The sequence below is a fragment of the Rufibacter latericius genome, assembly GCF_003721515.1.
Classification (GTDB): Bacteria; Bacteroidota; Bacteroidia; order Cytophagales; family Hymenobacteraceae; genus Nibribacter; species Nibribacter latericius.
Window position 1 is genome coordinate 350,871 of the sequence record NZ_RJJD01000002.1, and the last position, 23,945, is coordinate 374,815.

Consider the following 23,945-nt stretch of genomic DNA (forward strand, 5'->3'; position numbering starts at 1 on the left):
TAAAGGGGTTTTTCAGAAATGAGGTCTAAAGCAACGTTCCTGTTTTCTTGAATAAATTAAGACTGACCATTCTCGCGCTTAATAGGTATAATCTGATCAAACATCAGATTGGCGATTCCTTCTCCTCTACCCGCCTGCTTGCGCCTGCCTACCCATAGATACGTTTTGCCATTGAGCCAGCGGGTACGCTGAAAGTTCCTCCTGATGATCACTCCTGCCCGGGGAATTTCTTCTTCCTCAATAAAGAAAACCGGTTTCGTTTCTGACACGATCCGACTGATAGGTCGGGTGCCCTGGGGCATTCGAGCTCGCTGTAGCCTAATCTCCCGTGCCACTTCGCCTGCGGCCGTTTCTTTCTGCACGGGTATGAAAGGGATCCAGTTATCGGGCACGGTGTTGCCCAGTACATACCTGATCTGGGCTTCGGTTTCAAAGGGGGTGAACTCGGCCAAATCCGGCACATGCCGCTTCAGCATCCTTCCGGAACCAGCCTCTGAGGATACCACCTGCTCAATGGCCCACACCATGTTGGACATCTCATCCCTGATGAAGTTTACTTTCTCCAGATCCTCGCCTTCCAGCAATTTTCCCACCGATGGAGCCATGTAAAAGACGCTCTCGTTTTGGGTGGAGTTCTGCCTTTCGGTCTGGTGGAAAACGGCAAATTCCTGCCAGTTCATCTCGGGGTCTTTGATGGAGGGCGCCACATGCATATACTGGCCAAAAACATCTTTCACCACAATGCCTTCTATCTGGCAGATGGTGTTAATGTCCAGTTCATAGGGAAGAATAAACCAGTCATTGGAATAGGTTAACCCGTACTCGGCCAGGAGCAAGTTGAGCAATGCAGTAGGCGACGCTTCAATCTTCCCGAAGTCGGTGGCTTGGTCTTCCATCTGCCACAAGCGGGGGTGCGGCATGCCGCTGAATTTAAGCGGATTTGGGATAAACGTCTGTAAAACGTCCTCGCCGGTGGTGGGTTCCTCCCGGTTTCTGTTGCTCTGGATTAATTCCTGATCGAAGTCTTTCCAGTCCAGGTGGCCCGAGCAGTACTGGTCAGCGACCAGCCGTATGCCGTTTTCCTGGTGATTGCTTTCCAGGGAGAAACTGTACTCCAGGTGTTCCGGTACCCAGGCAGACTGGTTCTTGGCAGGTTGCTGGTACAACGTCGCAAACCATTTGGTGAACGCATCGGCTACCTCCAGGAACGCAGGACGGTGGGCTTCCTCAATTTGGGCCTCACCGGAAATCCAGTCCGGAAAAGTACCCTTCTTTATGTCCTGGTGGATTTTAAAGCCGTCGGGTAGCAGGCCTTGAATTCCTTTGGTGAAAAACCTTCCTTCTTCATCATCCAGCAGTGCCTCCCCTTCCAAAGGATATTTTTCCAGCATCAGGGCCTGGTACTTCTTCAGTTTTTTGGATTTCAGAAGCATCAAAAGGTGCCTTCCCATTTGGGCCTTCAGAAACATGGTGGGGGGCAAACTCTCCTGCTCAATCAAGGTTTCCAAGGGGAATTTGTGATCATAGGGAATCCGCTCCCCGCTCTTAAGGACGATGTCCTTCGGTTTGGTGTGCTTTCCTAAAATAGAGGCCTGAAACGGAGTGCCGGCATCCTCAGCCTGGAACTCGCCAAACTGCCACTGCCGGCAAAGGGTCCAGAGGGGGTCTCTCATTTCCATGCGGAGGCTGTGTCCGAAATCCTTGGAGCGGGGACTTCCTTCCAACCGGTTGTAATTACTGATCAGGGGGAAGAGAAACTTCTCCGCCTCTAATTTCACTTTAGAAATGGGGACTAAAGGAGATGGCATGGTACGTTACTTTATAGGTGGAAAGCTGCAGAAATCAGGGCCTGAAAGCCCGGTAGAGTTCAAAATTCTGTTGCCCGATGTACTCCAGGAAGTGGTCGTTGGAGGTGAGGTAATCCAGGGAAACATTCGCTTCTTTCACGTCAAAGCGGGCCACGGTCATAGGCAACAGGTTTTCCATGCCGGGATCATCCATCAGCTGAGAAGGCTCCACCGCGCGGGTTTTGGCCCGGGAAAGCGTATCGTTCAAGATGCCTAGTAACACATCCCAGTTCCATTTGGGAGCTCCGGTGGGTTCTACGGCTAGCAACAAGGCATTGGGGGCCGAGGCGTTGGGCTGGTCATAGTTGAAGGCGATGCCGGAGATCTCCTTTTCGTTGGGAATTGCCTCGGTCCATTCATCAATCAGCAGGGCCGACTGTAGTTCTTCTACCTTCAGGGCTTTGGTTCCGTGAATGGCCATGGCAATGGTATCATCCATGATGTCGAACTTCTCGCCGGTTTTCTCATTGATTTCCGGAAACTCCACTGCCAGCCAGCTGTTGACTTCCAAGGGTGGGAACTGGGCTGCCGTAAAAAGGGTGTCGGACTCTGCCTGGGCTTCTGACAGCATTCGCACATGCTCCAGGTGCTTCATGTTCTGCCGTACGGCCGCCACTGATTCTAACCAGGTCTCCACGGAAAGTTCGTTTGTGGTGCCGTGTAGGGTATTGATGTGGCGCAGGAGCTGATCTCCCCCGTCGCTCAGTACTTCGGATACATCAGCTGGATTCAGGTACCTGAAACGGGGAATCACCAGGAAGTCATCGCCCAAAAGTGCTTTTGCCGCTTCCGTTAACCTGGTGACCTGGGTGTTGGGGTTCGTCTCGGCGTCTGCCTTGGTGATTTTATCCTTGGCGGTTTTAAGCTTCTGATCCATGCTCTTCCAAACCCCGGCCGCAGCGGTCAACAAATCCACCTGGCGGGCTTCAGGGGTGTAGCCGGAATTTTCTACAAACGTTGTTTTGATGCCGTACAAAGAAGCCTGTGACAGGAGTTGTTTCAGTTGCCGGCTACCGGTCTCCGAAACGGTGAGTTTTTCCAGGATGCCTCTTTCCGCCCCTTTTTCGTAAAACAGGTCAAAAACCTTCTGGAAAGTTGCTGCCTGCGCTCCTGATTCAGCGTTTTCATCCGGCGCTGTTTCATTGATTGTTTTCAGCACCTGAGTAAGGCTTTCGAGACTGACGCTTACCCTGGCCTTCAGATCTGCTACCTCCCATCCATACAGCAAAGCTGGGTCCTTGATTTCGGTTTTGCTACGCGGGGAGAAATCCTTTGCACTGGCCGCCCTTGCGCTGGTGAGCAGAACCCGTAAGGATCTGATCAAAGGAATGGCTTGGGCAAAGGTTCTTTTACCGGAGGCGGTTTCGGGCTCAAAACTGATTTTCAACCTGCTTTTTTCCGGTACCGGAGTGTTGTTGAGGTATACCTGTTCAATCCTGGCTTCCAGTTCCCTGGCCCCTGTCTGTAAATCTGTTCCTACGGCATAAACCAAATCAATGGGTTGCAGTCCAAGAGCCGCCAAGGAAATGCTTTCTGTCTTGGAAACCACCCCTTCCTCGTCTACCAGGGAGGCAGTTGCTATAATTTGAGTGGGATTTCCTATCATGGTGCCTAACCAATGGTTTAGCCCCGGCTCCATAGTAGAACGCTGACTTGGGTTCTCGGGCCATTTTCCGCCACCAGAGGCAGAAACTCCAGAATCGAAATGCATGGTGACCCGGTTGGTAAAGGAAAGATGGGTGGTGCGGGGTGTTTTATGGAATTCAAGTTCAGGAGGCATCTCCGCATTTTTCACGGCATTGAGCAAGGCTGCGGTTCGGTCTGTTTTACCTTGGGTGGCTTGGTAGGCGGTTTCTGAGACCATGAGGTCATTCAGGGCATCCAGGGTATCTTCCAGCCTGTTCTTCTCTTTGAGCACCAGAGCAAGGTGACCTGAGTGGGTGACCACAGCGGCAATTTGCGCCTCCTTGGCCAAGACTATTTTAAGCCCGTTTACCACAGAATAAGCCGGAACCGTCTCCTGGGCCTCAGTGCCTTGTTGCGGAATGGAGGCATGGTTGATGGGGAATGCCTCCCGAAGCGACAGGATGTATTGGTTGAGGTTGTCAGCGGGGTTTAAGCTGGTCACGTCATGCAGGGCGCGTTCAAACTGGTAACCCAGCAAAGTCTCCAGTGATTGGTTATTCTGAATGCCCTCATACACGAAAATTGCCCTTCTGACCCGTTCAGACGAGAGGTTGATGGCAAAATTACCCGGATCAGTTTTAGTGGCGTGGTTCTGGTAACCGGCCAGCAACAGCCCGGCCGCGGTAGCATGGTTGAGGGACGGCGTCTGCACGAACCCGGCGTTGGAGGGAACATGGTAGACCGGTTCGCCTCCGGTAGGTTTTAGGGCTTCGGGCACTTCAACCGCGTTTTTCTCTGCTACCCGCAGGTTCTCCACCCACCCGTAGGCGCCTATGTAAATGCCATCAGGTGCTACTGCCCTGTTGTTTTGCAGCCGTTTATGGAACAGGCCGGTCACCCAGGCATCTAAGCGGTACGTGCACAGGTCTAGATGGTCTGCGAGGTGTTTATGTAATTTTAAGGTGGGAAGTTGGGCTAGCAACTTCATGGCCTCCTGCATCTCGTTGACTATTCTGCCCTCTACGGCTCTGTTCCCCGGCTCCAGTAAATAGTCTCCAATAGGGAAGGCTACCTGCAGTTTGTCTGGGGCAATGATGGATGGGGTTCCCTGCAATACTTCCCAACTGGTGATGTCCTTGTACTCGGTACTGAAGTTGAACAAGCTTTTCTCAAAGGCAGCCTTTCTTACGGGAATATCCGCTTTATGGAAGTAATCCTCGGTGGCGGTTTGTAGTTCCTGCAAAATTGCGTGCCGAAGCATCAGGTAAAGGATACTATTAGGAGGGCGCGTTCCCAGGTTATGTACGTAGAGGTCATTTACCTTTTTGGCTTGGGCCAGCCATCCAATGAAGTTTACATTTCCGTCCCCGATTTTGTCCAGATAACGGTCGGCTGCGGGAAGAATGCCGTCCACCAATTTTTCATAGGGAATGGAGTTCAGGTATTTATAGAAGTTAAGGAAGGTAATCATGGAATCATTCTCTCCATCAGACTTCACATGCCCCAAGGTATGAAGGAAAGCCGCGGTGACATTTTGCTTGGCTTTAATTGCTTCCTCAAATCTGATCCCGTTGAACGAGGATAGAACAAGGTCTGGCAAATGGCCCAACCGTTGGCTGAAAGTCACGGAACCGGCGTCCAGCCCCAGGATCTCCAGTATGGTCTCTGAAGGGTCTCCTCCTCTGCCCACGTGCGCTACGCTGGAGGCAGTAATGGCATTCCATTTTTGCTGTAGTTTCTTTAAAACGCTTACTAAACCCTGGTCAAAAACCTCATTCGGGTTTTCCTGCCAAGCTGTGAAATCACTTGTCAGCAGCATGGAATACGGCTGGTCTCCAACCCTAAAAGCAGGCAGGGAACCGGCTGCTGTCACATGGCCCGTAAAGAAATACCGCAACAGGGTCTGCTCACGCTTGGTTAAAACAGGTGAGGCAAGCACTTCCATAAAGTACCCGATGGTGGCCGAGTACAGGGCTTTGTTCATGGCGGTCGCTTCAAACCACTCCCGCTCCGAGGCATGGTTAACCTCCTGGAAAAAAGAGGAATTAAGGCCCAAAGCTTTTGCTAGCTGAGTTGCATCCGTATTCTCCGCTTGGTTGTTCCCTTCTTGTTCCGGGCCAGCGTAATACCCTTTGGGCAGGTAATTCTCATTCTTGGTGTAAGCCGATCCGCGGGCTTGGGTGTTGTTGGTGGCGCTTCCTTGCGGCAGGATACTGAATCCTTTTCTGGAGTACAGGTGGTTTTCAAGTAACCCTTCCAGCATTTCCTGGCTGTCCTGCGGTTTTGAGGAGGAAAGCAGCCCCATCACGAGGATGCGCTCTATCTTCCCGCGCCGGAAGTGCTCAGGCTTCACCGGAATCTTGAGGCCCAGTCCTTGCTCCACCGCTTTGTCAAAATCTGCCAGCCATGCAAAGCTCTGATCCAGTTCAATGGCATTCCCCGTTTTCTTAAAGGCATTTTCGGCAAGGAAAGGATCAGGGCCGAGGAAAACCGTGTCCGGGACTACTGCTCCTACAAAGGAATCCACTACTTCATCACCATTGAGGAGGTGAACGACAAATTTATCCGGTAAGAGTTGGGTACGGGGCGCCATAGTCCAGGCATGGGTTTTGGTCTGGTCTATTTTTCTGAACTGCACCTCTGTCTCTTCTCCCGCCAGGTCAGGGGACCAGTTCAAGGGTTGGGTCTGCTTTGCAATCCAAATCGCGCGTTGGGTGCCCACTGGCTTTGAAAACGTTCCCCACGCCTCTTTTTTCAGTTCCTCGCGTTTCTCTCCGCCCTCGCGGTTGGCCTTCACCAAGCTCTTCCAGTACTGCCTTCCCGCGGTTACCTCATTGTCCGTCAGCAAAGGTTCATGGGTGTGGATATGGATGTCATCTGGGTAGATCCTTACCCAAAGCTCCAAGGCCCCGGTGGGAACGGTCACAAACCTGGTTTCGATCCGGATTGGTAAAAACAGCACCGGAACTCCGCCCTCCATTTCGGCGGCCACCAGTTTGTATTCATTCTCATCATACAATGTTTTAATGGCACCTTGGAGGTTGGTTTTCGCATTTTGATAAGCTTCGTTAGAAGCCTTTAACTGTTCCTGGATGGAGGCAAGCGTGGTGGGGTTCTCTGTTTTTTGCAGAAACGATTTGTCCAGGTACAACTGGCTGGAGGCCAGGTCCAGCTCTTTCCGGGCGTTGGCAATGTGCTGAAGGTTTTCGTCAATGGTAGCCATAGTCTGGAATTAGCGATTCATGGAAAAATGGATATGTTCCAGGAGGGTCATAAACTTGGATTTGTCTACCACCTCCGGAACTTCTACGTCCAGCATTTCAGTAGCATGAATGGCTACCATCACCGGCTTTTGAAATAGAATTGAAGCCATATCTGCGGAGCTTTTGCCCCAGGTTCCGGTTTTAGGGTCATTGGGGGCCGAGAAGTTCCCGCCAGGTTTTCCAGTATTACCGGGAACCACATCCGGGCTTAGGAACTTAATTTCCTGATCCCCAAAATTCTCCCAGGAAAGGTCGTTCCAGGTGAATTCTCCTGGTTTATTGGGTTCATAGGTGACATCCATGCCAAACCGAGGCTCACCCGGTACTTCGGCCAGAATAAAGAACCAACCATGATTATCGGAGAAGTCGGTGGTAGGTTCCAGTCCTGCGGCTTCCTCAATGGTCAAATCAAAACCGAGTAGTTTGATATCCGGTCCAATCTCGGCCTGGTACAAGGGAAACTTCACTTCTTTCTTGTAGGCATCCGGGGTGAGTTCGGTGTGGATGATTTTCTTCTCCTCCTTGGTGAAGGCTTTCTGCGCGTAGATAACCGTATTAGGGAATTTCTTCAACAAATCCCCTCGGATGACAAAGACCAGCTGTTCGGCATCTCCTTCCGCATCCCGGGCATTGTGCCGGCCCAGCAAGCTTTCTGCCGGCCAGGTATGGATGGGTTTGATGTCTTTCAGGCTGTCTGCGTCTTTGGGGGTAGTGTCTGGTGTTACAAAGCCGCTCACATCCCAGAATTGCCGGAAGTAACTTCCCCGCATATCGGTGGGGTACTCCCGCCACAGCAATTCTCTTCCCATCTCGTAGTTCAGCCCCATGAGATAGGCTTCAATGAACTTTTGGTTCGTTTTCAGAAGTGAGAGGGTGTTGTTGGGGATCAGGTGCAGGTTAGGAAGCAGGAACTCCTTGTCTAGATCTACTAAATACTTGTAGGAAGCCTCTGGAATATCTGGGTACGCCATGGCCTCTATGAATTCCTCCTCCGGCTTTTTGATGATTCCTTCCGGAAACCTGATTCGGGCATCTCTCAGTTTCTTGTAAGACATGGCAGGATTCAGGGCGTTTTTGACCTGGTTTTCCAAAGTGGCCACCTCCAGGATTGGAGCCTGTACTTTTGTCTCCTGAAACTGATATCTGATATTGGTACTCTGGTAGGCCTTTGTGACAGCATTGGAAAAAGCGGCTTTATCTAACTTGTTAATGACCACAGACGTGGCCAGAATGGGCGCGCCTCCTCCTCTTATAGGTCCAACGGCCCCTCCTCCCCGGGCTGGAGTTTCAACCCTGACGGTTCTATCTGCCGCCCCTCTCGCCCCGCCTCCTATGTTTAACGGATTAGCCTGTCTTCCTCTGGTTGGTCTGTCTCTGTCTGTTCTTAAGATATTCGGATTAGACGGCTCTTCATTTTCCCCGGTAGGTCGGGTGATAGGAACATCCAGGGTATCTCTGATGATGATGGGTCTGAAAGGGCCTTTCCAGTTTTTTACCTCGGGCAATCCTCCTTTGTAGTTGGAGATGTTGTAGGCATAGTTTTCTTCAAGGTTAGATTGCCTGCTCCACACGGTCATAGAATCAAGGTTGGTGGGCGGTTCAAAAACGGTAAGGTCGTTTAAAACCTCAATTCCCTTGTAGGTTTGCTTTGCATCGGTTGAAAGGCCGTTCACCTTATTCATTCGCTGTACCAAAGTAGAATTGGCCTTGATGAAACTCTCGGTTCCAAGCCCTTTGGCTAGGGAGGTTTTGTTTCTGGTGATACGCCGGAAGCTTCCTTCAAAGACCGCCTGGGGAAGAAGGCTTTGCTCAATGTTCCGTTTCACGGTAAGAGGCCCGGCTAAAATCCTGGCGGCAAGTGGCTGGGCAAAGCTTAAAAGATCCTCAGAGGTCCTTTTATCCACTGTTTTCCGGTACATGATCCTTGAAACGGTGGCGTTGAACTGGAAAAAACGCATCTTCTTATTCGCCTCCAGCACCTCGTTCAACTGCTTCCAGGCCCGGTCCATGAATTTCTCCTGGTTGTCTTGCACTACCCTAGCCCCGAAACCAGCGGGCACTCGGGTGCGGGGATCCCGGTTCAGGTCATTGTACCAGGCATCTGAATTGGTGTCTGCCTCAGGAATCGCTTTTTTGCCAGGAGAATCGGGGTCCATTTTCATGGCGTGGTACATCCCGTAATAAGGAATGGACACGTAGGGGTCTTCATCAGGGTTTTCCTGCTGAAAGAGGTTCAGGTTTAGCAGTTTTTCTACTTCTTCAAAGAAAGGCTGCGGAGTGTCTGGCGGAGGAAAATCGGTTGATTTGGCATTGGGGGCTTTCATGGCTCCTTCCAGCATCATGATTTGGGGAACAGGTGGGGAAACCTCTTCTTCTTTATCTGCTTGGGGAAACCCAGGTTTGGAGCAATCCATGGGCCGCAAACCAACCCGCTCATCCATGATACGAGGTTCCAGTTGCTTTACCAGGAATTCAAAATCAAAATTCTGGCCGGTCCTGAAATGCCACCGATAATAGATGGGAAGTTCTCCGTCTTTGGAGGGCCAGGAAACCTGCTGGGCCTTAATTCCGGCTGTTGGCTGGCCCAGTCCTATCAGCCTACCGGTTTCGTAACTAGGAACCAGAAAGGCATGGTAAAGTACATTGGGCTCCAGTTTTCGGGAACAAAGAATTCTGCTGTACACTCCGTCAGGATCTCGTTTGGCGTCTTCCTCCAGGTCATCTATGAACGTCTCAAAGGCGGTTTCTTCATGAGCCAGGTTAGAGTGCATGTGGGCCCATAAATGCAACTGATCAGCAGGCGGAAGGTTCGTCTGGTCCAGGACTTTGATGGAGGGCAGTGGTTGTCTTCTGGAAGTATCCTCAAATTCTCCTTCTTTTAGAACCACCAACGCCAACCAGGGTCTAAGATGATCCTTATTGGCTCCTGCCGGTGACGCGGGGGTGTATCTCCAGGGGAAGTCTTCGTCATAGAATTCAATGTAGGGCAGCAGGTTAGGTTCATAGTCAGAGATGCCCAGCAAAGGCTCCGTCCGGATGATCATGCTGTTCCGGATTCCGGTCACGTCTCCAGGGCCAATCATCAGGAAATTCTTTGTAAGCTCTGGGTCCTCTTCCATTCCGTTGACCTGTACATTTATGGAGATTTCGGCCCTTTCCACGTTGGTACCGGCTGTTGTTCCCAAAGTGTCTACTTCTTTTATATTCCTAGCGATCCCCCTGCGCGCCCAGGAAAGGAACTGGTATTTACCGAAACTCATAATTTCTGGGGTAAGGAGTTTAAAGTGCGAGTTCGAAACTTTCTACAACCTGAATTTTATCAGCTAGTGCAGGATTGCCCTTCACAAGGGAACTGACATACTCTTTGGCTTCTGCCAGGGTGCTGGCCCTATATCCACCTGCCATATCGGTTAGGGTAGATGTATCGGCAATGGCAAACCCAACAGGGTTCACCTCCACTTTGGCAGGGCTGTTGAGCGGACGGGTTTTGGTTTTAAGCCAACCAAGGTCAGATTTGGCCGCCGCCGATTGTCTGACCATATGTTTGAAGGCAAGGTCACCGATGGCGAAAAGTGCCCGGTCATCATCCTGGGTGTAATTTAACTCATAATCCATGACTACCGGATTCAGGTGGGGAATGGCCGTCAACAGTTTTCCGCTGTCTTTGAGTTTGAACCCGCTGTCCAGCATTTCAAAGGACTTGCGCGAGAGCTTTTCGCTTTCACTTAGTTTGGTGAAATGCCCCGGTGCAAACATCTCCTTCTCCGTGTCCTTGGCCTGCTCTTCCTGGTCAATCAAAATTTTGGAAATGGTAAATTGATCTTCTTTCAGCGGGAGTAAACTGCCATACTGTTCTATCTTGTAATTAAGCGGAATGGCCCGCTGGCTGAACCGCAACTCACCGTAAGGATACAGCACCAGCGGAGGGTTTTCCTCTTCCTCAAAACTTCGGTGCGACACTGCTTGGTGCTGCGTTTCGGGGAGTTCAGCCCGCCAGTTCCTGATGTCCTTCAGTTCACTTTTCACCTTACCTAACAGGTCTTCGGTGGACTTACCTATCTCAGTAGGACTGTCTCCCCAGGTGGCATCAAAGCCGATGGTGATATCAAAGAACAGCAGCCCATAGGTTACCTCTCCTTCCACATGCCAAGGGGTAGCCCCAGAGAGAACCCCTTTGAAATGAATGCCTTGAAGAATAGTGGAGTTTTTCCGGATGGCCAGGGTTGCCTCCAGGGCAATGGAGAAACTGAATGGGTCAAAAATGAAAATGGCATCGAAGGCTAGCAATCCGTACAGGTTGAATCCCATGGGCCCGTAAGCCAATAACTCCAGTTTAGCCCCAAACTGCAGGGAGTTGGTAGTGATGGCGAAATAGCACTCTATGGTAAGCCGCGGATTGTTGCCACTTAGCAAAGAAAGCCCAATCCGGGCCATATCCCGGAAGGCGGAAGGCAACGTTGGAACGTTGGGGTAATCCCGGAAATCCGGGTGGAACCCACCAACGCTGATGGCAAAAACGCTTTGATTTCCCCAGGCCACAGCAAATGCCATACTGCCCGTCAGCGGAAAACCAACCAGCATGGAGTCAAAAAGCTGGGCCTCGAAATAGATGAACTGGTTCTGGAAGTCTACTACACCCAGGAAATTAACTTGGAGTTTGAGCAGAGCCGCTTCTTCGGTGGGGAGTTTGGTGCTGATGACGCCCAAAATCAGAATCTTGGGATCTGGTATCTCCAGCATAAGGCCTAGTTCAATTTTAATGAGGGCGGGCGTTCCCCAGCCTATCTTCGCCATCAGGCCAATTAAAAACTGACCTTCCCGAATGGGGAAAATCTGTTTCAGGTCGCTGATGATCCTGGGTACGTTTCCAATCACATCCTCAGGGAACAGCACACTTTTGATGGCATTGGTCCGGAGCCCTAACCGGAGGGGCTCTACCTGTACGGTTCGGTTAAGCCCTAACAAGCCCCCCACCCCTAATAAGGTGAAACCAAAACCCAGTTGCAGGGGAGAAAACTCGGCGGTGATGATCACCATCATGGAAAAGCCTTTGGAGCCATCTGGCATGATGGTGTTGATCAACCCTACCGCTTTCAGGGTGAAGATTTCCTTGAACTGTAACTCCAGGGACCCAAAGTACTCGCCCCGGGGCTCATCTATGTACAGGAAGCCGCCCCCTTTGATCACCTCCGCGTTGACTTTGACCCCTACTCCGTTGGGCATTTTGATGCTGGGAAAAAGGTCATAGCCGGCAAGGCCGCCGTTATCGGCTCGTTTTTCCATTTCCAGGTTTATTCCCAGGCGGCTCACGGCCAAGGTCAGCACCGGTCCGAATTTCAGCCAAAAGTCCAGTGACGTTTCCAGCACCATTTTATCAAAACTGCCCTGAACCCCGGTCTTTACATTGAGCACCTCCAGCCCCATGACATTGCCAAGGTTCTTATGTAAAGGCAACCGCAGGTCAATAGCGTTTAGGATCATTTTGGCCAAACCGGCAACTAAACCGTCCTCGCCCTCTCCACTGGAAGCGGCTCCCCCGCCGTCGGCGCCCTCCCTGGAAAGCGCCGAAGTTGTGGTGCCTGTTTTGGCAGGTGTGCCGGCGCTGCTATCCCCGAAAAAGAAGTTGCGCTTAAGTGAATAGCCAAAAGAGAGCGGTATTTTCTCTTCTATTTTCTCGGGAAGTTTGTCAAAAGGGAAACCGGTGAGGCCGCCCCTTCCAAAGAAAAAAGGCATCTCTGATTTGAAATACAGGACAAAGTCATCTGGGGTAATCTTGAAGCCCAGACCATACGTACCAAAGCCGATTTTAACCGCGGGTTGGTTGAACAGAGACCACATGGACGGTTTGCTGCGTTCATGCTTGAATTCAACGCCTATCTTGTTGTTGCCTCCTAATCCTTTATCGGGCAGGTTGCCAATCCGGAAGATTCCTTCTCCGGCAGCGTCAAATGTCACGGATTTACCCTCGCTTACCGGAAGATTGTAATCCAAATCCCCAGATTGGTTCACCACCAGAGAAAGGCCGCCATGGTCACCGGGAACCCAGGTGAGGGTATTGTAGAGCGTCGTTTCTGCTTTTTCTGCCGGAATGATGGTGATGGAATAACTGAGGGTACGGTCTGTGATATTGTCTGCCACCGGCGTAGTAGAGGTTTTCACGCCCTCAAACCCGTACCAGGATTCTATCTGCACGTTTTCAATCCCGTATTTCTCCAAAACCAGCTTATCCAGAACAAAGAAGCCTGAGCCAAGCAGCAGAAAGATGCAATCTGAAACGGTTTTCGCATCTTCCTCGGTGGCAAACTTGTCAAACCCTTGGCCCAACCGCTTGAAATACCCGATGAGAATGTCTTTGACAAACTTAACGGAGCCTCCTTCCGCCGCCGTTTGCCGCCCCAGAACACTGATCAATTGAATGACGCTGTGGAACGTAGGTTTCCGTCTTCTTATGTAATCAATGACCAGGATATTGGTGAACGTATCCAAGGCTTCTGAACCGGCAAACTCGGGGTCGTCTTCTGAAGCGGCCGCAGCCCTGAAAAAGCCTTCCAGGCTCAGCATCAGGTGGGTCAGGTTGGCCATGGCATCTGCTAATTGGATGGCATCTACCTCTTTTTCTTCCTTCGCGATGTACCTGTCCAGGCTTTCGGTGGAAGTTGCTTCGGGGCTTTGGCCGGTGTCCTGCAACCCGAGGCTATTCAGGAATTCGGTGCGGGAGGCTGGGTCCTCCAACAACTTGATTCCGGGGGAGAGAATATCTTTTACGGTCCCGAGGATGGATTGGAAAAGGTCTTTGTCTTGCGTCTCTTCAGCCATGGCCGTAGAAATTATACCAGTTGAGGTCTCTTGGTCTCGTCTCCAATGGCTTTTAAAGAAACCATGTGCTTGATGTGCGCCCCGACTTTTCTTTCTGCCGGCTCCCGGTGTCCTTTTTTGAATAGGAATTCATGGTTGACTTTCCAGCTATCGCCGTCTGCCTCAAAGGTGATTTTACTCACGTTAGATGGCCAGACAAGCCTTCTGGAAACCCCGCTGGTGAAGGTATCCAGGTGCCGCTGCACAATTTTCTGGTATCCGGTTTTAAGTGACTCCTGGTTTGTTGCGTCTATGTCGGTTTTGATATGTTCGTCAGGCCTTTCCCTTTCGTCGGCTAAAAACCGTAGCCTCCAACGGTAGTCGGGCTCTACATTGACATTCGCGCCGGGCTGCCAACCCGCCGTAGGGATTACCGCTCTATCCTGCCTTAATCGATTCCTGTTCCGGATGCTTACGTTCCCGGTGACGGATAAAACTTTGCTTTTCCAGCCTAGTTTTTCCAAATCTGCCCCAATTCCGGTAAAGATTTTCTGGATGATGGCGGATTTGAAAAAAGCCAGATTTTCCATCCAGATGTTTTTGGTAGCGCTGGAGGTTAGCTGCAGAATTCTGCTGGAGGGGGTAGCGTCTGTTCCTTTCCAGTAATCCAACACCGCGGTGGAGCCAAAATGAACGTCACCTGACAACAAAATGACCTTTTTATAGGTGTTCAACCGCTCAATCAGGCGCTCAAAAGCGGGCACATTGAACGCCCAGGATTCCAAATCAAATTCAATTTCTCCGGCAACGATCCCCACCTCAGGACCCGAAGTATCTTTTATACCCACCACTGCGGCCGCGGCCGGTTGGATGAGTTCCTCAAAACTGGCCAACCCCAGCACCGGAACCGGAGAAACCACCATCACAAAAGGAGCCTCGGGATCAGGCAGGGTCTCAGGCAACTGGAGTTTGAGCTCGTCTTCGGGAATTAAGCCAGGGGGTGCGTTCAAGGAGGCGTATTCCCGGCTTGTTCTGGTGTTGAGGACATAGGTTTGAACCGGACCCGTAGGGAAGTTATAGTGCCACTTCACTTTGGAGGCTTCACTTCCCATTCCTAAAAGAACTTCCATGGGTTCAATGACCTCACTCCTTAGGGTTTGCAGCCCTGTTTGTTTGGCTACCCGGTCGCAGTATTCCGTTGCAAGTCTAAGGAACTTTGTTCTCTCGCTTAGCGCGGAGGCATCTTCCCCCGTTTCTTCAATGGCTTTGTATTCAGCGGGTACATTTCCCCAGTCCTGGAAGACGGCGTAAGCCATTAAGCCGTTTCTGATGATATCTCGCCCCAAGGGTTTAGAGTACACCTGGTTTTTCCAGCGCTGGGTTAGGTTCCAGTCATCGGTTATTTCATGGTCATCGAAGATCATGTAGCAGGGTACATTGGCCATTACCCGGCTTACCTGAGGTAACGCTTTCGCAAAGTTGGCCACCTCCCTGAGTTCACGTTCCAGTCGGTTTCTGATTCTGGTTAGCCAGGAATTGAATTTTTCTTCAGGGGCACTTCCTTGAAGGATTTCGGTTAGCTCCTTATTGTAGACGTATTTTTTTGCCTCTCCCATCAAGTTGTCTCCATCCTTCATCAAAAAGAGAAGGTTCGGGTCATCCGCCACCCCGGATCCTTCCAGGAGGTCTTTGGCTACACTGCCGATTTTCTCTTTGGTAGGTTCTTTAATGATTTCGGCAATTCTTCGGTAAAAATCCTCGTTCCAGGACCTTAAACTCCAGGAGTTCAGATATACTCCGGCGAACTCCTCAAAACTCATGAGATGGCATCCGGCCGCCCCGCTGGTGAAACCGGCATAGGTATTGAGCAAATGCTGCCGAAGGAACGGTGGGAAAGTGACATGTTCTACCGGAAGTTCTTCTGTTTCACTGGTGTTATCTTCCCTTATAGCAATGGTTTCTTCCCCTACCCTTGACATTCCTCCCTGGGTTCCGGCGTACCGCAACAAGATTCCCGCTACGTCATCGGCATAGATCTGGTCACCGGTCAGGAGAAGTTGCTGGGGTCTGTTTTTAATTTTGGGAGTGGTTTCCTTGTTGTATTCCTCCAGAATGGAATCCAGGTAAGCCAGGGCATCGTCGCCTTGCCCATGCATTTTCCGGCAAGACGCCTGAGCGATGAAAAGCTCCTCGGGTTTATCTGAGGGAATGGCGAACGAAGGAAGTACGTTGGTTTTGTAGCCTAATGCTTTATTAGGCAATTTAGGAGACTCGGCATCTTCCAGCAGCCCTTCGGTGCGTAAATCTCCCTTCTCAGAAGCCTCCTGCATGTTCTCGATCAGGAGGTTATAGCTGTAGGTTTTTCCGGCTTGCAGAGGAATGGTACCAATCTCTGCAGTGACGAGGGCTACCCAGAGATTCTTCCCGAACTGAACGGTAAGAGCTGCATTTTTGACGGTTTCAATAAGGGTTGCACTGGTGGTGGACCCAGTCTCCCCGGCGGCTTCAACCTCTACATGATCTCCGTCATATAAATTGAGCGTACAATGGAAATTACTGGAACAGGCCAGCCAAACCGAAACAGATTTTTTTTCGGTTCTCCGTAGAATAGGACCGGCAATGATTCTCGGAACTGACATAGAAACTTTTTAGGGGTTGCGGGTGGATGAAGTACAGAAGACTGGTTTCTACCTTTCGCGAGGCGTTTTTGGATCAAAACACCTGTACCGTTTCAGCCGAATCGCATCGAAAACCTACTGTTTCACCTGTAGCAATTCCCCGAGGTTTCTAAGTCGGTTTTCAGTTACCGACCTTTATTATTAGATGTGAAGAGTGAAGTAAGTAAAATGTTGGGTATTAAGCAATACTTAATAAGTATTAAAACCTGAAAACCTTATAAAATACTTAGGTATTATATCGCATATCCATTCCCTTAGAAGCAAACCCAAATCTTCAAATGCCAAAAACACCTTCTACATCCAGGTAATCTCTGATTCTTTTGGATTTTTGAAGACTACTATGTTAAATAGATAACCAGATCAGCCCAGAACTGGAAGAATTCATAAACCTGAATGAAACTTTGAAAGCATTTCGCTGGAAAGTTCTTCTCGTGGTTTGCAGGTGTTTTCATCAAAACAGCCACAAAACACCTAAAGGCAAGATTGACCGGTATTTTTCAAAAGGCCGTGACACATGGTAGAGTTTGCGTAATTTTGAGGCTTCGTTTTGTCACAGACTTACCCTAGCGCATATTTACATGAAATTTGACACCGCCTCGCTTACACGACTTTCCATTCACCATGTGGGCAACAAAGGATTGGAACAGAAAGTAACCTTGTCAGAGAATGAGTTCGATTTTGGCGATGGCCTCACCCAAAAATTAGAGAAGTTCTTCCTGGGGAAATTCGTGCAGGCGCACGAGCGGTTCAAATTCAGCCACCCGTCTTCGTTGCAGTTTAATGAAGTCTACAGCTACGCCGAGAACATCTTCGCCGACAAAGAGGCTTTCCATGAGAACACCCGCAACATTGCGCGCCATCTTTTTGAGAACACCACTCACCCGAAAATAAAACCCGGCGAGCTGTACGTGTGCCATTTCATCAACTGTGAGATTGAGGAACGCGTGGTGGAAGCCGTTGGCATCTTCAAAACCGAGGTCAAAAGCGGGTATTTTGATGTGACCCGCAAAAACCGCGACTTCTCCATGACCTACCTGGAGGGCATTGACAGCAACAAGTTTGACAAGGGTTGCCTCATCTTCAACACCAAACCCGAGGAAGGATTTCTGGTGGCCATTATGGACAACCAGAACCGCGGCGAGGAAGCCAAATACTGGAGTGAAAATTTCCTGGGCCTCACTCAGATCAACAACGAGTTCCATCAGACCAATCACCTGCTCAACCTCACCAAAGAATTCATCTCTGAGCGAATGTCTGAGGAGTTTGAGGTAGAGAAAACCGACCAGATTGTGCTCTTGAACCGATCGGTGGAATACTTCAACAAACATGAGACCTTTGACAAGGAGGAGTTCGTCACCGAGGTATTCGGGCAACCCGATCTTATTGAGTCCTTCAACAACTATGACACCGAATATCGCCAGAATTATGACATTGAACTGGAAGACAGCTTTGACATCTCACCACAGGCCGTGAAGAAGCAGGCGCGGGTATTCAAGAGCGTGCTCAAGCTGGACAAGAACTTTCACGTATACATCCACGGAAACAAAGACATGATTGAAAAAGGCGTAGACGAAGATGGCCGCAAATACTACAAACTTTATTTTGAGGACGAGGAGTAATCGGGTTTAAGGCTTCTTTTCAGAAAACAGGCCAAAAACAATGAAACTCCTCACTCCTGCTTGGCAGAAGCATTCAGGAACACCTTGTTACCGCCTCTACTTAACCCAAATTCAAAGCTTCCACGTTATTCCGTTTACTGTCTCTTTTTGGTTAATCTTACCCTATGCAACTGTTTATTTATTCAGACCTGGATTCACAGGGTCAACGTTATTTAGAAGAAAATCTACCTCAAGGCGTAATTCCCTATTTCAGTAACGGCTCCTCAGAAGAGGAAAATAAAGGGGCTTTTACCCAAACCGAAGTTATTTTCGGGAACCCTCCCTCCTCTTGGTTTTCTCTGGACAACTCCGCCTTAAAATTCTGGCAACTTGATTCAGCCGGTTTTGACCAATACCAACAACTGCAGGTGAACGCGATTGTCTCCAACATGGGCGACTTCTTTGCCGAAGCCTGTGCCGAAACCATGGTAGCCGGAATCCTTGCTTTTTACCGCGGCTTACCGGAACTGATGCGTATTCAGCAAAAGAGTGAATGGAAAGGAAAGGCGGTACGGTTCACCCTGGAACGGCTGGGACAAAAATCAGCGATTGTGTTAGGGGCCGGTACCATCGGCAAAGCGGTAAAGAGGATGCTTGAAGGCTTCGGAACGGAAGTGAAAATGATGGCCCGGACAAACCCAGCCGCCCATATCCACTCCAGTGAAGAACTGTTTCAGCTTTTGCCCCTAACAGACCTGGTCATCAATACCCTTCCCGGCAACCTAGATAGATATGTATCGGCGGAATTCCTGGAACAGATGAAAAAAGGCAGCCTGTACGCAAACGTGGGTCGCGGTAACACCACCGATGAAGAAGCCTTGATAGCTGCCCTGAAATCGGGGCATTTGGCGGGAGCGGTTTTGGATGTCACCCAGGTTGAACCGTTGCCTAAAGAAAGCCCGCTTTGGGGTTTGGAGAACGTCATCCTCACCCAGCACACCGGCGGCGGACAAGCCCAGGAAACGCAAGGTAAAATTGACCGGTTCCTCTCCAATCTACAACATTACATATCCGGGCAGCAAGTAGCAGATCAGATTACACTAGGTCAGGGGTATTAGTCACCTAAAGACAGACCCTTGGTTAAGCTGCTTTTCAGAAAACAAGCCCTAAAACACATCCTGATTGTTTCGTAGTTGAAGTAGAAGTAAGCGTGGGTAAATGTTTCGTTCACCAAGATACCTACTTTCACAAAGCTTAACTTAAACAAAAGCGCCAGATTCTAATCAAAGAACCTGGCGCTCTCAAGTTTATAAAAGAACAGCTTTTAGCTCAATAACGGTTTTGGTGCCGCAGAAACTAAGGAAGATTGCTGGTACTCTGCGCTGTCATATTCCTCGTCGTTGCTTTCCAGAAGCGTACTGGCTACGGCCAGGGCAATGGCAATCACCAACGCTGGCCAGAACCCCCTTACCTCAAAGTTTTTAAGCAGTTTGTCTACCAGTTTGATGATGATGGCGGTCACCACCAGTCGTACCACAAACTGCAGAAAGAACAAGGTTACCAGGTTTAAAGGGAATCTGAGAAGCAACCCGATGGTGGCATTCAGGATTCCTACCAAAAAGGCTACCCACAGGGCCGTCCAGAAACTCTTAATATGTACCTGGGGCATCAGGTAAGACAACAGCATCAGAACCCCGGCACTCACGAGAAGGTTGATTAAAAAATCCATTCGTTTTTCATAGTTAGGTAGAACAGTACATTTGAATTTCCAGAACCATTGGGATTCTGGTTTTGCAGATATACTGTGAAAATTGGATTTAGGTTAAAGCGCGCGCGAAAATGTCTGGATCAGGTCTGTTTTGAGTTGTTGCCACTCATCAGTACCTTTTATCGGAAACCGCTGATTTACTTCTAGTTCTAACCCCGCGTATTGTTCGTTTGTATAGTTTTTTCTGACTTGGGTGATGAAACCGTCGGCGGTGCCTTTGTAAGGATAATTGTACCTAATCTTGAGGTCCGGGGAAACCATTTGCATCTGTTGGCGCCATCGGGCGGCTAAAAGTTGCTCCCGTTCCCGTTTGGGGTCATACAACAGCCCCACGTCGGCTTTGCGCACTTTCCCGTTAAGCTCGGGGGTGAAACTGTGTACCGAAACATGTACTACCGTAAAATCATGTTGCACCCAATCGGCAATCTGAGCTTCGGCTTTCTGGCGGTAAGGGTAATAGTGTTCGGCCAGCACCTTCTCTGCCTGGGTGGTAGTGAGGGGCTGCATAAATTCCGAGAAGAGCTTTGGATGGTGCAGCGACCTGTTTAATTCCACTACCAGGCGGCTGGTGGTACTGTAGATAGAAAAGTCTGCGATGGAAGAGAATTGCTGGTAAAGGTCTAGGGCGCCAATGTCATAACCCCGATGCGTGTTCAGTACTTGTTTGGCATTCTTGAAGGCTGTAGAATAACCTGCAGGGACTTTATTCCCGCCGTGCTCACACGTCACGATCACCTTCAACCTTTCGTCCTTCACGGCTCATAGACTTTATTTAAAGCTAAGCAGGTGGCCAGTTGTTTATATACGGTTTTGATCTCTTCTGAGGAAGGCGTATTCCCTAAAATTTTTAACATTCGTTTAGAAAGTGGCCCTTTTCGAAGCAAAGTCTCTAAACATTGCCTCATTTGAGGAGAAAAGCAGGCTTCTTTTTGCACGTTTTGCCAAAAATGAGCCCAAATCTCCTGCAGGGTAACCGAGGCCCAAGGCAAACCCAGAAGCTTTAGATATCCAGCATCAGTCACCACCGTTTCTGGGCCGTTTTTCAAAGAAGACCTGAAAACCGAGGCCAGCATGGAAGTCTCCGCTTTCTGCTGATCCTCATAGCTACTCCACTTCTCTGCCACCAGATACTTCAGCACCTCCGTGACCAGCGCGACAATGGAAATATCCGCCAGGGGACATTCCTGGTTGTCAATAATCCTGATCTCAATGGCTCCCCTGCTGAACCGGGCAATGGCCCCGCGGGAATTCAAAAATTCCTCCTGCAGGTCTCCGGCGGGATCATACGGGGCGATGGCCTGGAACATCGGCTGGAAAATACGGGCATCGTACTCCGCTTGGAAGAAAACCGCCTCGGGGATTACCTCGCCTGCAATGAGCGGGATTTTCTGTTGGTTTGTGCGGTACACCTCCAGCCGTGTGTCGAGAAGACCAGTAACTTTCCCGTCCAGGACCGGGGAAGCGGCGCTCAAGGCAGGAATCAAAGGTAGCACCAGTCGGATGGCGGCATGCAGGCGTCCAAACTCTTCATCATTACTGAACGGAAGGTTCAGGTGCGTGCTCTGTAGATTAGACCATCCATGGCCTTGGCAATTAAAGATGCGGTTATAGGCTTCGTAGATTTCGCTGGCTTCGTGGGGCCACAGTTTTGTTTCAGAGAAAGGGTCCATGAAGGGATGCGCACCCGTAGGCAGCAACATGGCATTGAACGGCTCCAATAAGGCGTTTACCCGAAGAACCTCGGCATGGAATTGTTCGGCTAATTGCGGGAGTTCCTTCGCGGGGCCATTGGTTTTGAGTTCCAGCACGTGCAATACCAACTCATTAGACCAGGCCATGGAACCGCGTTCCACATCTGAGGTAATCTCCCCGGCCTCGGCCTTCAGGACTTCGTCAGCGATGGGTTTTACCTGAAGGGTGTCCTGGTCTACAATCATGTATTCCATTTCCACGCCAAAGCCTTCAAACAAACGTAGTTTATGCGATTCGCTCATGGCCGTTTAAGTTCTTTTGGTTGTCAATTCGCCGTTTGATGGATTTCAGAATCGTCATGTACAGGTCCTTCTTCAGGATACGGTCCTCCACGCCATGGTCTATGTTGGGATTATCGTTCACCTCAATCACATAAGCCTTTCCCTCTATTTCTTTTACATCCACGCCATAAAGCCCATCCCCGATCAGGTTTGCTGCTTTCAGGGCAGTGTGCAGCACAAAGAAGGGAACCTCCTCAAACGGAACCGTTTCAAAATTGCCGGTCACATCTTTCTTTTTGCCTTCCCAGTTGTAGATCTGCCAGTGGTCTTTAGCCATGAAATATTTGCAGGCATAAAGCGGCTGTTTGTCCAGGACTCCAATGCGCCAATCAAATTCGGTAGGTATGAACTCCTGCCCGATGATCAGGTCAGATTCTGAAAGCATCTCCTGCAATTGATCGGCTAGCTCTTCCTCGGTTTTCACCTTCACTACGCCTTGTGAGAAGGAGGAATCAGGCTTCTTTAGCACACAGGGCAATCCCAGTTCCTGAACCACTTTGCAGCAATTATCGCGGTGAATAATCATGCTTTTGGGGATGTTCACCTTGGCCTTGGAAAGCAGCTCGGCTAAGTACACCTTATTGGTGCACCGGAGAATGGATACCGGGTCATCAATCACTACCAGTCCCTCGGCATGGGCCCGGCGGGCAAACCGATAGGTGTGGTGGTTTACCGAGGTGGTTTCCCTGATAAACAAGGCATCAAACTCAGAAAGGCGGCGGTAATCTTCTTTGGTGATTAGTTCAGTATAAAAGCCCAGACTCTCGGCGGCATCTATGAAATTCTGGATGGCTTTGTCATTGGAAGGCGGATCACTATCGGCGTGATTCACCAGAATGGCCAGGTCATAAATTTTTTTGTTCGTCCGGATATTGGAGAACCGGTTTCGGGCAAAATAGGCCTTCGCGAAATTGTACAGGTCCCGGAGGTGGTGTTCGGGCACCTCATTCACCGGAATTGGATTGATGCTTTCCAACATCCATTCTTTGTTGTACACGAACTGGGCGCGGAGCAAGGGAGCCTGGAACAGGTCATGCAGTTGCTTGCTCAGCTTTTCGTACTGTTTGGCCACGTTCTGCCCAAAGTAAATGCTTAAGGTAAAATTCCTGGATTTTAGCTTAGACAAACTCTTCTGGATGGTCTCGTTGATCTCATCGGTGATGGCCCGCACAATGGTCTGGGATTTCAGGTCCTGGATGGTGGTCACGTTGGGAATGGCCCGGTGCCCCCGGGCTTCGGCCAGAAGCGAGACGTAATAGCCGCTGCTCTGGTATTTGTAAGACCGGCACAGGTTGAAGATACGGGCGCTCTTGATTTCAGTGTAAGCAGGATCTGTGAGATACCGTTGCGCGTCTACTACTTCTACATCCTCAATGTCTAAATCCCAGTCTTTGGGATTATTGACCACTACTAGTTTGCGCATGAAGGTTGGTCTGTTCTTGGATATGTTTGGTCTTTTCCTGCGGTTCAATGGCCAGCAGGTTGGCGTCATAGGTGACAATGCCCAGCATAATGGAGTTGATTAGCCGGGAAATAGGCACATTGTAATAATTGTTCCCGAAAAGGGGGTTTTCCTGGTACGGATCGGCCACGATCACGTGCTCCTTTTCCTGTTCATTGTCAAACCCCGCAAGTACCACAAAATGCCCCAGGGCCTCACCCCGGACATCGTCATAAATGGCCTCGCCCCGTTCGTTGGTGCGCTCCCTGGCGCAATTATAAAGGTAAGTGGCACTGAGCCCAGTCAGGAGCGGAATTCCGCGGGAAAAGTAATGGTCCAGTAAGCTGAGGGTTAGGTCTTTGTGAAGGATCTCGCCCCCCAGTTCCAGAAATTCAATGTACGCGTGGGTAGCCACGTGCAGTTTGGCATCTGATTTATAGATGAGCTGTTCCCGAAGGTTGGAAATCAACTTATCCTTACCCAGTTTAAACCAGGTAGGGTCGAAAACATGCAGGTTATATGTGTAGATGCGGGCTTTGTAACCCCGGCGCAAGGCATGGCACCCCAACATGACCGCTAGTGTACCACCTTCCTCCAGAAAGGAAACCTCAGAGATAACCTGCTCCAGCGGCACCACATCCTGAAAATACTGGTACACCGCATGCAGACTGGTAGGTCCGCAGGTGGAGTCATCCGGCTGGGTTAGTATTTTAAGGGAATTGAGTAAAGTAACTGGAAGCACTTTCTGGTCTTTTTTGTGCTTCTTATACGTGTTTTTACCAGTGAGTTACCTTATTATAAAGTATATTGTAGAAACAAGAAGGGCTGGCGCTTCTTTGAAATTAAGGTAAACCCCTCTTTCATAACTATTTCAAGTTTCACCCTTAAGCCTTTTT

The 23,945-nt window shown here is 50.0% G+C and carries 12 protein-coding genes; 2 read left to right on the plus strand and 10 right to left on the minus strand.

Going from position 1 to position 23,945, the window contains the following annotated elements:
• Positions 1-56: 56 nt before the first annotated feature.
• From EFB08_RS05420 to EFB08_RS05440, 5 genes are read right to left on the minus strand one after another with little or no spacing between them, the layout of a single operon-like run.
• Positions 57-1,808: a hypothetical protein gene (locus EFB08_RS05420; RefSeq protein ID WP_123125902.1), complete on the minus strand. Its 1,752-nt coding sequence runs from the start codon at positions 1,806-1,808 to the stop codon at positions 57-59.
• Between the two features lie 34 nt (positions 1,809-1,842).
• Positions 1,843-6,696: a hypothetical protein gene (locus EFB08_RS05425; RefSeq protein ID WP_123125903.1), complete on the minus strand. Its 4,854-nt coding sequence runs from the start codon at positions 6,694-6,696 to the stop codon at positions 1,843-1,845.
• 9 nt (positions 6,697-6,705) lie between these two features.
• Positions 6,706-9,996, minus strand: a complete 3,291-nt coding sequence (locus EFB08_RS05430; RefSeq protein WP_123125904.1) for a hypothetical protein — start codon at positions 9,994-9,996, stop codon at positions 6,706-6,708.
• Between the two features lie 19 nt (positions 9,997-10,015).
• Positions 10,016-13,552 (minus strand): DUF6603 domain-containing protein, encoded by a 3,537-nt coding sequence (locus EFB08_RS05435; RefSeq protein ID WP_123125905.1) that lies wholly within the window; start codon positions 13,550-13,552, stop codon positions 10,016-10,018.
• 11 nt (positions 13,553-13,563) lie between these two features.
• Positions 13,564-16,170, minus strand: coding sequence for a metallophosphoesterase family protein (locus tag EFB08_RS05440; protein WP_123125906.1), 2,607 nt, complete (start codon positions 16,168-16,170; stop codon positions 13,564-13,566).
• 617 nt (positions 16,171-16,787) lie between these two features.
• Between EFB08_RS05440 and EFB08_RS05445 the strand changes: the two genes are divergently transcribed.
• Both EFB08_RS05445 and EFB08_RS05450 read left to right on the plus strand, forming a co-directional pair.
• Positions 16,788-17,828, plus strand: coding sequence for a nucleoid-associated protein (locus EFB08_RS05445; protein WP_123125907.1), 1,041 nt, complete (start codon positions 16,788-16,790; stop codon positions 17,826-17,828).
• Positions 17,829-17,992: 164 nt separating this feature from the next.
• Positions 17,993-18,925, plus strand: coding sequence for a D-2-hydroxyacid dehydrogenase (locus EFB08_RS05450; RefSeq protein ID WP_123125908.1), 933 nt, complete (start codon positions 17,993-17,995; stop codon positions 18,923-18,925).
• 206 nt (positions 18,926-19,131) lie between these two features.
• On the opposite strand, the gene EFB08_RS05455 is transcribed toward EFB08_RS05450, so the two are convergent.
• From EFB08_RS05455 to EFB08_RS05475, 5 genes are all read right to left on the minus strand, one after another.
• The gene (locus EFB08_RS05455) at positions 19,132-19,536 is read right to left on the minus strand and encodes a phage holin family protein (protein ID WP_123125909.1); all 405 of its coding nucleotides are present in this window, start codon (positions 19,534-19,536) and stop codon (positions 19,132-19,134) included.
• 93 nt (positions 19,537-19,629) lie between these two features.
• Positions 19,630-20,331: an N-formylglutamate amidohydrolase gene (locus tag EFB08_RS05460; protein ID WP_227006228.1), complete on the minus strand. Its 702-nt coding sequence runs from the start codon at positions 20,329-20,331 to the stop codon at positions 19,630-19,632.
• A complete protein-coding gene (locus EFB08_RS05465; RefSeq protein ID WP_123125910.1) occupies positions 20,328-21,569 on the minus strand; it encodes a carboxylate-amine ligase in 1,242 nt (413 codons plus the stop codon). Before EFB08_RS05465 ends, EFB08_RS05460 begins: the two co-directional genes overlap by 4 nt.
• Positions 21,553-23,031 carry a RimK family protein gene (locus tag EFB08_RS05470; protein WP_123125911.1) on the minus strand — a complete coding sequence of 493 codons (1,479 nt, stop codon included), beginning with the start codon at positions 23,029-23,031 and terminating at the stop codon, positions 21,553-21,555. Before EFB08_RS05470 ends, EFB08_RS05465 begins: the two co-directional genes overlap by 17 nt.
• Positions 23,006-23,791, minus strand: coding sequence for a peptidase-C39 like family protein (locus EFB08_RS05475; RefSeq protein WP_123125912.1), 786 nt, complete (start codon positions 23,789-23,791; stop codon positions 23,006-23,008). The genes EFB08_RS05470 and EFB08_RS05475 overlap by 26 nt, the downstream gene beginning before the upstream one ends.
• Positions 23,792-23,945 lie beyond the last annotated feature (154 nt).